Here is a 12,279-nt window from a genome sequence, read left to right as displayed (position 1 = left end):
GATGATTATTGGATTAACGGGAAGTATTGCTAGTGGGAAAAGCACCGTTGCGAATATGTTATCGGAAATGGGCTTTCCCATTATTGATGCAGATCTTGTCGCGCGTGTAGTAGTTGAAAAAGGAACTGCGACTCTAGAGACAATTAAAGAAGTTTTTGGTACACAAGTTATCCATGAGGATGGAACGTTAAATAGGGAAGAATTAGGGGCATTAATTTTTTCAGATCCTTCCAAACGTAAGCAGTTAAATGATATTATGCATCCTGCTATCCGGGAAGAAATGTTAGTGCAAAGGCAACAGCTTGTGCAACAAGGGAATCCAGTAATTATTATGGATATACCATTGCTTTTTGAAAGTAGATTACAATCTTTTGTCGATAAAATCCTTGTTGTGACTGTAACTGAACAAAAACAATTAGAAAGATTGATGGCTCGAAATGGTTTTACACATGAAGAAGCCAGATTACGTATTCAATCACAATTACCTTTGTCTGTTAAAGAAGAAGGTGCGGATGCGGTTATTTATAATAATGAAACCATCGAGGAAACAAAACAACAATTGCAAAAAATATTGGCGATTTGGGAGCAAACAAACTAAAGGTTAGTTAATAACATTTTAAGCAGTAGAATTCGAAAAGTGATACTATTTTTTCGCAAGTGGAAATAAAGAAGAAGAGAAGCGTCTGAATTTGTATCTTCAGATGCTTTTTCTATGTATAAGGAAAAATTTCCTTCTATTATTCCTAAATAGTATTGTTGAAGAGGATTTGCGTACAGGTAAATGCCATCATATTTTCGGAAAAAGAAAGGTTGTTTGTGACGTTAGTCATAAACAGCCTTTTAAAAATACTCGGTAATAGTAGAGAAATAATTCGATTCATAGCCAACAAAAAACTATAGTAACAGGTTTTCGCTTTCCTAACTTCAGCTGTTCACTAACCAACTGCAAAGTTATTTGAAAATACTAACATTTATAATGTATACTTTAGGGGCTACACAATAAAGAAAATGTGTTATACTAATTCAAGGTTATAAACAATTAAGTATCACACAGTTACAGGAGGACTTTTCACATGACAGTTTCAGTAGCGATTAATGGTTTTGGACGTATCGGACGTATGGTTTTTCGTCAAGCAATAGCACAAGAGGATTTAAATGTGGTAGCGATAAATGCGAGATACCCATTAGAGACGTTGGCACACCTTATTAAATATGATTCTACACATGGTACTTTCACTGGAGATATTTCATTAGCAGAAAACGCACTAATCATTGATGGTCAGCGTGTTCAAATTGTGGATGATCGAGATCCAGCAAATTTACCTTGGAAAGAGTTAAACGTGGATATTGTAATTGAATCTACTGGAAAATTTAATGATGGAGAAAAAGCTAAAGCACATATCGAAGCTGGTGCGAAAAAGGTAATAATCACAGCTCCTGCAAAAAACGAAGATGCCACAATTGTTATGGGAGTTAACGATGATAAATTAGATTCATCGATTCACCATATTATTTCAAACGCTAGCTGTACTACAAATTGCTTAGCACCTGTAGTTAAAGTATTAAATGATACATTTGGTATTGAAAATGGGTTAATGACGACTGTTCATGCATATACAAACGATCAGAACAATCTCGATAATCCTCATAAAGATTTAAGGCGTGCACGTGCTTGTGGCCAATCAATCATTCCAACTTCCACTGGCGCTGCGAAAGCACTTTCACTTGTGTTGCCTGAGCTTCAAGGGAAAATTCATGGTATGGCGTTACGTGTGCCGACTCCGAATGTCTCTTTAGTAGATTTAGTAGTAGATTTACAGAAGGATGTTACTGTTGAAGAAGTAAATGATGCTTTTGTAAAAGCATCTGAAGGGGCAATGCAAGGGATTTTAGGAATTACGATGGAGCCGCTAGTATCAATCGACTTTAATACTTCTACATTATCTACTACAGTAGATGGGTTAACTACTATGGTAATTGGTAACCGTAAAGTGAAGGTTCTTGCATGGTATGATAACGAGTGGGGTTACTCTGCTAGAGTAGTGGACCTTACTAAAAAAGTAGCTTTATCACTGTAATTTATCTTATCCTCTTTCTAGATGATAGAAAGAGGATTTATTAGTTCTTGCATAATTCTGTAAAACAACATATAATGAGAATCGTGTTACTTTATTAGAACACCGACTACTTAAAGGGTTAGGACCTCTTTGGACTAACTTTCCCCCGTGGTAGTCAACTTTGAGGTTAAAAATAAACTTATCAAAGGGGGAAACGGACATTGGAAACAATGGGACGTCACATTATTGCAGAACTATGGGAGTGCGATTTCGACAAACTTAACGATATGCAATTTATCGAACAAACATTTGTTGATGCTGCACTAAAATCTGGTGCAGAAGTTAGAGAAGTTGCATTTCACAAATTTGCGCCACAAGGTGTAAGTGGAGTCGTTATTATTTCCGAATCGCATTTAACGATTCACAGCTTTCCAGAGCATGGTTATGCGAGCATTGATGTGTATACATGTGGTGATTTGGATCCATCAATCGCAGCTAACTATATTGCAGATGCTCTTAACGCTGGAATTCGCGAAACGTTAGAAATGCCACGTGGTATGGGACCAGTTAAAAAGCCTGCATCACGTTTGACAGTTCAAGCGTAATAAATTTATACCTGACTGAGTGAGCAGAGGAGTGATTCCTCTGCTTTTTCGATTTTATAGAAGAATATTGTTATAATAGATACATACATAAAAATACCGTGAAGAATTAGGAGAGATCTATATGAGATGCCCAACTTGTCAATACAATGGCACAAAAGTTGTCGATTCTCGTCCTGTGGATGACAATAAGGCAATCCGAAGAAGAAGAGAGTGCGAAGAATGTGGATTTCGTTTTACCACATTCGAAAAAGTAGAAGAGACACCATTAATCGTTATTAAAAAAGATGGTTCTCGAGAAGAGTTCAGTCGAGAAAAAGTATTGCGTGGGCTAATTCGTGCATGTGAAAAGAGACCAGTGGAGTTAGAACGACTAGAAAATATTGTTTTCTCTATAGAAAAAGAATTGCGAAGAATGGGAAATGCAGAAGTTAGGTCAGAGGACGTCGGAGAGATTGTCATGGACCAGCTAGCAGAAGTAGATGAAGTAGCTTATGTTCGTTTTGCTTCCGTCTATCGCCAATTTAAAGATATAAATGTATTTATCGATGAATTAAAGGAAATTTTAAAGAAAAACCCTTCCTTATAAATAGCATTATTTTAATACTTATCAATATAAAGGAGTAGATACAATTGTCGATGTTATATAAAGAACTACAGCCAGCAGATTTGTATATGATTCGCTTACCATATTCTTTATCAGATTATGATCGGCAATTGTTAACTTTGTTTTATCAACCGTTAGTTGGAGCAGAAAGCATAAGTTTGTATTTAACACTTTGGGCAGACGGAGAACATAATGATAAAGAGCGATGGTCACATTATCAACTGATGAATGTCCTTGGAATGCCAATAGGGAAAATTTTTCAGGCCCGTCTTGCTCTGGAAGCAATTGGTCTTCTCCGTACTTGGAAAAAAACAATGGAGGATGGAAGTGTATTCCATTATGAACTTGCAGCACCATTAGATGCTGAGTCATTTTTAAAGGATCCATTACTTTCTATGTTTTTGCTCAATAAAGTAGGAGAAAATGCCTTTAAACAACTACGTAATCGATTTATACTAAGTTCTAATTGGAATGACGGTTTCACGGACGTCTCTAGAACTTTTGTTGATGTATTTAAACCGTCTACTAAAATGAATAATACTGTATCTTACGATGAAGATTTCGAATCGAAGGAAAGAAAGTCTTCTGTTCCTTTTTATTATAATGACTTTGACTTTTCGTTACTTCAAGAAGGTCTTTCAGAACAATTAGTGCCTAAATCAGCGATGACAATAGAAGCGAAAGAAGTAATTGCAAAACTCTCTTTTTTATATAATTTAAGTCCTGTGGAAATGCAAAAAGTTGTTATACTAGCGTTAGATGATGATCTGCATTTATCCGAAGCGAGATTAAAGAAAGCGTGTGCAGATTATTACAAGCTGACTGTTTCGAAAGTAGCGCCTATTATTGAAAAGATTGAGAAAAAAACTGTACCTTCTGAACCTACGGGGCCTTTAACAAAAGAAGGTGAGTTAATACATTATTTAGAAACAACGCCTCCGATATCTGTATTAAAAGATATTGCGAATGGGAAAGAACCAATTCTTGCAGACGTTCAGTTGGCGAATCATTTTGTTACTCATTTTAAAATGCCAGTTGGAGTTGTAAATGTATTGTTGCAATATGTATTACTACGTACAGATATGAAACTCACGAAAAATTATGCAGAGAAAATTGCTTCTCATTGGATGAGGAAGAATGTCAAAACAGCCAAAGAAGCAATGGAGCTTGCCCGAAACGAACATGAACAATATGTAAAATGGAAAAATGAAGGTTCTCCACAAAAAACATATAGTAAAAAACCGACTCGCGAGGAAAAAGTGCCTGATTGGTTTTATAAAAAAGATGGGGAAACGAAAAAATCAACTGGTAAAAATACAAATGGAATACAAAATATTGATGAAGAACGGCAAAAATTATTAGCAGAGCTAGGCATGCTGAAAAGGTAGGTGGCAAAAGTGGAACGTATAAATGAAACCTTAAAAAGAGTTATATCTCCTGAATTTACTACACGACTTAACGATATGAAAAAAGAAGTTTTGGAAGACACGAGAGTGCAAAAGTTTCTAGAGGAGAACGCCTCAGATATTAATAAAGAGATAGTCGATCGTAGTTTGAGTAAGTTATATGAATTTATTTCTCAATCCCATGATTGTGGTTCTTGTCCATCGCTAGATCAGTGTCAGAATTACATGAAGGGGTATGAACCTAAACTAGTCCTTGATCGAAATTTGATAGATAATAATTTTGTTCGTTGCAAACGAGGCATTATTGAAGACGAGCGTAAGAAAGTTATTTCCATGATTGACAGTATTCATATGCCTAAAGAGGTTATGGAAGCAACGCTTGCCGGAGTAGATTTAGAGGATGGCAGTAGGGTAGTTGCTGTTCGCGCAGCTAAAGACTTTTTGAATGAATGGGAGCGTACAAACGTACTTCCAACTAAAGGTTTATATATTTACGGGAAGTTTGGTGTAGGGAAATCTTATTTACTTGGTGCTTTGGCAAATGAGTTAGCCGCTAGACATATTCATTCCGTTGTTGTATATGTACCTGAATTTCTAAGAGAAATGAAACAAGCGATTCAAGATCATTCACTTGCTGAGAAGATTGAATTTGTGAAACGTGCTCCTGTTTTAATGTTAGATGACATTGGAGCGGAGATTATGTCGAGTTGGACCCGTGATGAAATACTAGGGACAATCCTGCATTACCGAATGTCGGAACAACTGCCAACTTTTATGTCTTCTAACTTCAATTATGATGAATTACAACATCATTTATCTTTCACACAGCGTGGGGAAAAGGAAGTAGTAAAAGCTGGTCGAATTATGGAACGGATTAAAGCACTTACGACACCAATCTCACTTCAAGGTAAAAATTGGAGAGAAAGTTAATGAAAAAGAGGGAGACGGCAGGGCGAAAATTGATTCTATCTTGCAATTGATTTTTCTGTGGCGTATAATTATTTTCATAAGAATAGTTAAAATGCAAAGAAGAGGACAACAATCAGTTTGTACGACTTTTAAGAGAGAGAAGCCTTGGCTGTAAGCTTCTTAAGTATCGGCAATCGATTTACCACCTCCGAGCAGTGATTGTGAATTTATATAGCAATTACCGGTCACCGGCCCGTTAGCCGATGCAGAGCTTCGTCTATTTCATTCATCATTACTTCTTAAGTAATGGATAGACAGAAGAAGGGTGGAACCACGACTTTAACCTCGTCCCTTTCTAGGGATGGGGTTTTTTTGTTGTTTTCACAATGTCTAGCTCCAGTGCTTGTCGGGGCTAAAAACGGGCGCTTGCGCTTTTCTAATTATAAAAGGAGTGTTCAAAATGGCAGAAATTATTAAATTGAAGTTTCCAGATGGAGCGGTGAAGGAATTTCCTGTTTCGACAACTACAGAAGAAATAGCACAATCGATCAGTCCTGGATTACGTAAAAAGGCACTTGCCGGAAAACTTAGTGGAGTACTAATCGATCTTAAATCACCAATAATGGAGGATGGAGATATCTCAATCATTACTCCTGAATCTGACGAAGCGCTAGAAATCTTACGCCATAGCTCGGCACATTTACTTGCACAAGCAGTTAAACGCCTTTTCAAAGATGTTAAACTAGGTATTGGGCCAGTTATTGAAAATGGTTTTTACTATGATATTGATTCACCGGTACCGATTACTGCAGAAGACCTACCGTTAATCGAAAAAGAAATGAAAAAAATTATTAATGAAAATATTGAAATTATTCGTCATGATGTATCTCGTCAGGTTGCTTTTGACAAATTTAAAGAAGATGAATACAAAGTAGAACTTTTAGAAGCAATCCCTGAGGGAGAACAAGTTTCTATTTATGAGCAAGGAGATTTCTTTGACCTTTGCCGTGGTGTTCACGTGCCGTCAACAGGTAAGCTTAAGGAGTTCAAGCTATTAAGTATTGCTGGTGCATACTGGCGTGGAAATAGTGATAACAAAATGCTTCAACGAATTTATGGTACAGCATTCTTTAAAAAAGAAGAGCTTACACATCATTTAAATATGCTAGAAGAAGCAAAAGAACGTGATCACCGTAAAATTGGGAAAGAACTAGAATTATTTACAACTTCACAAAAAGTTGGTCAAGGTCTTCCACTTTGGTTACCAAACGGAGCTACTATCCGTCGTGTTATTGAGCGTTATATTGTAGACAAAGAGTTAAAACTTGGCTATAAACATGTATATACACCGGTATTAGGATCGAAAGAGCTTTATGAAACTTCTGGTCACTGGGATCATTACCAAGATTCTATGTTCCCACCGATGGAAATGGATAATGAAACATTAGTGCTACGTCCGATGAACTGTCCACATCATATGATGGTGTTCAAAAGCGGAATGCATTCTTACAGAAACCTTCCGTTGCGTATTGCCGAATTAGGAACTATGCATCGTTATGAAATGTCAGGTGCCGTATCAGGCCTACAACGTGTTCGTGGTATGACTTTGAATGATGCACATTTATTTGTACGTCCAGACCAAATTAAATCAGAATTCCAAAAAGTCGTGGAATTAATTATTTCAGTTTATAAAGACTTTAACTTAGAAGACTATTCCTTCCGCCTTTCTTATCGTGATCCTCAAAACAAAGAGAAATACTTTGATAATGATGAGATGTGGGAAAAAGCACAAAATATGTTAAAAGAAGCAATGGACGAGCTTGGTTTAGATTATTTTGAAGCTGAAGATGAAGCAGCATTCTACGGTCCCAAATTAGATGTTCAAGTAAAAACTGCTATTGGTAAAGAGGAAACTTTATCAACTGTTCAACTAGATTTCTTATTACCAGAGCGCTTTGACTTAAATTACATTGGAGAAGATGGCAAACATCACCGTCCAGTTGTTATTCACCGCGGAGTAGTTTCGACAATGGAACGCTTTGTGGCATTCCTAATTGAAGAGTATAAAGGTGCATTCCCAACTTGGTTGGCTCCTGTTCAAGTAGAAATCATACCTGTTTCCAATGAAGTGCATTTTGAATTTGCAAAACAAATCGAAGAGCAACTAGTAGCTGCAGGTCTCCGTGTTGAGATGGATGACCGTGAAGAAAAGCTAGGCTACAAGATTCGCGAGGCTCAAATGCAAAAAATACCGTATATGCTTGTACTAGGAGATAAAGAGCTAGAAGCTGGTAATGTTAACGTTCGTAAATACGGAGAACAACAGTCAGAAAGTATTCCATTTGCGGAGTTCTTAGAACGTTTGAAAGAAGAAGTAGCACATTAATAGATTTAGTGTTGACATGAATGTATCAACATGCTATAGTTATTAAGGTTATTGAATACAAGTTTGCGGTATAAGAAGAGGCTGCCCGCTTCTCACCTGTTTGACACCTACAAGTGTTGTTGACTGGTAAGCATGTGATCGACTGTAACATGTAGTTTTCTACATGTACTCATATCGGCGGGCAGACATACAACATATGTCTGTCTGCTTTTTTTATGGATCAAAACGGTGTAACTAGTTCGTTTTTACGAACTTTATGCCCAAACCATGTATTCGCGACACTATTTGGAGGTGGATCATTATTAGCAAAGACATGTATGTAAACGATGGCATTCGAGCACGCGAAATACGAGTTATTGATCAGAACGGCGATCAATTAGGATTAAAAACACGTAACGAAGCACTTGAAATTGCAGGTCGTGTAAATTTGGATCTTGTCCTTGTGGCTCCTCAAGCCAAGCCGCCGGTCGCTCGTATCATGGACTATGGTAAATTCAAATTTGAGCAGCAAAAGAAAGATCGTGAAGTTCGTAAAAATCAAAAAATCATCATAATGAAAGAGGTTCGTTTGAGCCCAACAATAGATGAACATGATTTCCAAACGAAATTGAAAAACGCGATAAAGTTCCTTGAAAAAGGAGATAAAGTGAAAGCTTCTATCCGCTTTAAAGGCCGTGCCATCACTCATAAAGAGATTGGACAACGAGTTTTAGATAGATTTGCAGAAGCTTGTACGGAAGTATCCACTGTCGAGTCAAAACCGAAAATGGATGGCCGTAGTATGTTTTTAGTGCTTGCACCAAAAAACGAGAAACAATAAAGAGTACAATTGTTTAGGAGGAATTCGACATGCCGAAAATGAAAACTCACCGTGGAGCTGCAAAGCGTTTCAAAAAAACCGGAACTGGAAAATTAGTACATGACCGTGCTTTTGGAAGCCACTTATTCGCTAACAAGTCTACTAAAGCTAAACGTAAACTACGTAAATCTAAAGTAGCATCTTCAGGCGATTACAAACGTATCAAAACTTTATTAACTTACATGAAATAATAACAGATAGCAGGAGGTAATGAATCATGCCACGCGTAAAAAGCACACCAGTAACTAAAAATCGTCGTAAAAAAATTATAAAATTAGCAAAAGGTTATTACGGTTCTAAACATACATTATACAAAGTTGCTAACCAAGCAGTAATGAAATCATTCATGTATGCATACCGTGATCGTCGTAACAAAAAACGTGATTTCCGTAGATTATGGATTACACGTATCAATGCGGCAGCACGTATGAACGGTCTTTCTTATAGCCGTTTAATGCACGGATTGAAGTTAGCTGAAATCGAAGTTAACCGTAAAATGTTAGCGGATCTTGCAGTAACTGATACTCAAGCATTCACACAACTTGCAGATTTAGCTAAAAAAGCAATCGCAAAATAATTTAAGTTAAAAAAGCTGATAGAGATTCTATCAGCTTTTTTTGTACAGGGAGCAGAAAATATGACTAATGTTATTCTTGTTTTCATATTAATCATGTCCATTATTGCTTTTTTTGTAATGGGTTACGACAAATCACAGGCAAAAAAAAATGGCCAACGTATATCAGAAAAAACCCTTTGGACACTTGCAATTATGGGTGGAGGAATCGGTGCATATGTTGGAATGCAATTATTTCGCCATAAAACGAAGCATACAAATTTTCGAGTAGGCTTTTTGATGCTACTGATTTTATATGCATTTTTGATATTTTACATATTCACAACAGACAGCTCTATCATTGCATAGAGGCTGTCTTTTTTTTGCACTGGTTTCCGCAGAGCAGACAGAACTGTGTTGAACGCCACTAATTAAATGACCTTTAAGAGCTTATTGAAAATGAAGGATGTTTAATATTACATAATAGACTATGGAAGATTGCCAAGGTAACAAAACTACAATAGAAAAAAATAATGAATCTATATGAACTCAATGACTTCTTTCACATTAACGGGAAAGAAGATGAAGATATTCAATTAAGGACATTAGGGAGGTTCTTAAATGAAATGCCAATTAATTAGACCATCTCTATCCCAAATAATTTTCATAACAAATATTTTTTCAACTGTTTTGTTCTTATTGAATTTATTTAATAAATTTTTTTGGTTAATATGAGAATATATCCAATTTAAAACGATGTATTAAGTGTAAGGGCCTTTACAATCAAAGTAGGAGTTGTCGTATGAAAATTACAAGTGAAAATTTTATAAAACATCTTAAAAAACAGAGAGAAGATGCACTTGAGTATGTAATGGAGGAATATATCGGCATTGTAAAAGCAACTATCTACAATTCCCTCAAATCCTACAACGATCCTCAGTCGGTGGAAGAGTGTATAAATGATACATTTTTAGGTGTCTATGATAATTCCAAACAATTTGAAGGTGATAAGGAAGACTTCAGAAGATGGATTTGTACAATTGCTAAATTTAAAGCAATTGATAAACAAAGAAAACTGATGAAAACTGAAATTGCTACAGAAGATAACGAAATGAAGAACTCAGTGAAATCTGCTGAAGATGAATTTTTGGTAAGGTCATCAACACAAGATTTATTAAAAATGATGACGCAGTTAGAACCACTAGACCGTGATATTTTTACGATGAAATTCTTTTTAAATATGAAAAATGAAGAAATTTCCCAGCACCTTGGTTTAACAAAGGCGTCTGTTGATAATCGAATATATCGTGGAAAAAAAAGATTACAACAAATTCGTTTGGGAGGTATATTGACTTGAAAAAATTATATAAACAATTTAATAACCTAAATATTGAAACGGATATCGAACCGATGGAAGTAAGTGATCTCGAAATGGAAAGGATTAAAAAGAGTTTAATGAAAGGTAAAAAGAAAAGACATACTTCAAGAAACTTATCTGTAGCAGCTGCCCTTTTAATTGCTTCAAGTATCACTTTTAGTTTTGCATTTCCTACCATTGCCGCAAATCTTCCTATTATGGGAGATATATTTAAATTATTTAATAATGACGAGGAGTATGTATTTGAAAAATATGATACATATTCCACTGATATTGGGATATCCAAAGAAAGTAATGGGATTGATCTAACCGTAACAGATGCGGTATACGATGGGGAAAATATTACGATAGCTTATACGATAAAAAGTGAACATGATTTAGGTGATAGACCAGTTTTAGAGGGGAATTTGGTTGCTGCTGAATTTGGAGACAAGTATGAGCATGGTGGATATGCTGAAAATTATATAGTAGAAAAGCTAAGTGAAAACGAATATGCAGTAGTATATATACACGAACTAATCAAAGGTCCCAAACCTGACGAGGTTCATATTACCTGGCAAGGTGACACAATCAAAGATTTAAAAAATGTTAACAATGCTTTTCTAGGGGACTGGTCATTCCAATTCACATTAAATGCACTTGAAAGTGAAACAAAAAAATTCACTGGTGGTAGTATTATAACGGAAGATGAAGGTATTGAAATCTTAGTAACAAAAATGACAGAAACACCTATTTCTACAACACTTTACTTTTCAGAAGGCGTTGACATACGATTAATAGCAGAAGAAGAGGAAGAACTTCGTCTTGTGCAAATTGAATACACTGTGTTAGATAACTTAGGAAATAAATACAACACTATTCACTATAGAGATATAGGCCATAGCACAGATTTCCCGAAGACTCGTCATAGCTATCCTAGATTAACTACTACAAACTTCCATGAGGAAGCAACATTTCTAACCATCACGCCAATTGTTAATATATATAAGAAGAAAGAGAATGATACTTTACTTGAACTGGTTAAAGAACCATACACTATTGAACCAATCCATATGCCGTTGAATAAGTAACGTATTTTATTTGACATTTCATTAACGAAAATAGACTAGCATTAAGAACACTCAAAACGAGCAATTTATAAAGGTTTTGAGCGTTTTTTTATTTTGGAGTTAATGAAAGGATTAACTCTTATTCTGTTGAAATTAGGTTGGAGGCACTTCGGTAAAAAAATTTTCAATCAAAGCCTTCAATCGTTCTCCTCGTCTACAAATTCCTTCAAGTTCAAATTGCCATCGAAAAAAACAGGGGGATTCCAACTGCATCCACCCACCTTCAAAATGCACCAGCAATATCTCGGATTCCATCCAATTTTTGTTAATAAGAATAATAGAAAGAAGATAGCAAAGGCAAAGCTTGTACATAGGTCCCTATATACCACATACCCACGCCAGGGTTCATGGCGGTTTTTATAGCGTGAATAAGCAGACGATGATACCAATAGTACCAAAGAAGCATAGAATGA

General features: G+C 35.9%; 13 protein-coding genes. All 13 read left to right on the top strand.

Features of this window, described 5'->3' with window-relative positions:
• Window position 1: 1 nt before the first annotated feature.
• A complete protein-coding gene (gene coaE, locus MKX39_RS12200; protein WP_340769708.1) occupies window positions 2-598 on the top strand; it encodes a dephospho-CoA kinase in 597 nt (198 codons plus the stop codon).
• Between the two features lie 475 nt (window positions 599-1,073).
• Window positions 1,074-2,078, top strand: coding sequence for a glyceraldehyde-3-phosphate dehydrogenase (locus MKX39_RS12195; RefSeq protein WP_093536908.1), 1,005 nt, complete (start codon window positions 1,074-1,076; stop codon window positions 2,076-2,078).
• 200 nt (window positions 2,079-2,278) lie between these two features.
• Window positions 2,279-2,662, top strand: coding sequence for an adenosylmethionine decarboxylase (speD, locus tag MKX39_RS12190; RefSeq protein ID WP_093536909.1), 384 nt, complete (start codon window positions 2,279-2,281; stop codon window positions 2,660-2,662).
• A gap of 121 nt (window positions 2,663-2,783) precedes the next feature.
• Entirely contained in the window at window positions 2,784-3,248 is a 465-nt protein-coding gene (gene nrdR / locus MKX39_RS12185; protein ID WP_093536910.1) for a transcriptional regulator NrdR, read from the top strand.
• A gap of 50 nt (window positions 3,249-3,298) precedes the next feature.
• Window positions 3,299-4,654, top strand: a complete 1,356-nt coding sequence (locus tag MKX39_RS12180; RefSeq protein WP_340771438.1) for a replication initiation and membrane attachment family protein — start codon at window positions 3,299-3,301, stop codon at window positions 4,652-4,654.
• A 9-nt stretch (window positions 4,655-4,663) separates the two neighbouring features.
• Complete coding sequence (dnaI, locus tag MKX39_RS12175) at window positions 4,664-5,602, top strand: primosomal protein DnaI (RefSeq protein ID WP_340762908.1); 939 nt, start codon at window positions 4,664-4,666, stop codon at window positions 5,600-5,602.
• A 439-nt stretch (window positions 5,603-6,041) separates the two neighbouring features.
• Window positions 6,042-7,967, top strand: a complete 1,926-nt coding sequence (thrS, locus tag MKX39_RS12170) for a threonine--tRNA ligase (protein ID WP_093536913.1) — start codon at window positions 6,042-6,044, stop codon at window positions 7,965-7,967.
• A gap of 298 nt (window positions 7,968-8,265) precedes the next feature.
• Entirely contained in the window at window positions 8,266-8,787 is a 522-nt protein-coding gene (gene infC / locus MKX39_RS12165; RefSeq protein ID WP_217646099.1) for a translation initiation factor IF-3, read from the top strand.
• 29 nt (window positions 8,788-8,816) lie between these two features.
• Complete coding sequence (gene rpmI, locus MKX39_RS12160) at window positions 8,817-9,017, top strand: 50S ribosomal protein L35 (RefSeq protein ID WP_093536914.1); 201 nt, start codon at window positions 8,817-8,819, stop codon at window positions 9,015-9,017.
• 26 nt (window positions 9,018-9,043) lie between these two features.
• A complete protein-coding gene (rplT, locus tag MKX39_RS12155; protein ID WP_093536915.1) occupies window positions 9,044-9,403 on the top strand; it encodes a 50S ribosomal protein L20 in 360 nt (119 codons plus the stop codon).
• A gap of 60 nt (window positions 9,404-9,463) precedes the next feature.
• Window positions 9,464-9,748 carry a DUF1294 domain-containing protein gene (locus tag MKX39_RS12150; RefSeq protein ID WP_340769707.1) on the top strand — a complete coding sequence of 95 codons (285 nt, stop codon included), beginning with the start codon at window positions 9,464-9,466 and terminating at the stop codon, window positions 9,746-9,748.
• Window positions 9,749-10,181: 433 nt separating this feature from the next.
• Window positions 10,182-10,736 carry a sigma-70 family RNA polymerase sigma factor gene (locus MKX39_RS12145; protein WP_340769706.1) on the top strand — a complete coding sequence of 185 codons (555 nt, stop codon included), beginning with the start codon at window positions 10,182-10,184 and terminating at the stop codon, window positions 10,734-10,736.
• Complete coding sequence (locus tag MKX39_RS12140; RefSeq protein WP_340769705.1) at window positions 10,733-11,827, top strand: DUF4179 domain-containing protein; 1,095 nt, start codon at window positions 10,733-10,735, stop codon at window positions 11,825-11,827. The genes MKX39_RS12145 and MKX39_RS12140 overlap by 4 nt, the downstream gene beginning before the upstream one ends.
• Window positions 11,828-12,279 lie beyond the last annotated feature (452 nt).

The organism is Psychrobacillus sp. FSL K6-1464, from assembly GCF_038003145.1.
Lineage (GTDB): Bacteria > Bacillota > Bacilli > Bacillales_A > Planococcaceae > Psychrobacillus > Psychrobacillus psychrotolerans.
Note: the sequence above shows the minus strand (reverse complement) of the source record. Positions and strands in the feature narration are given on the sequence as shown.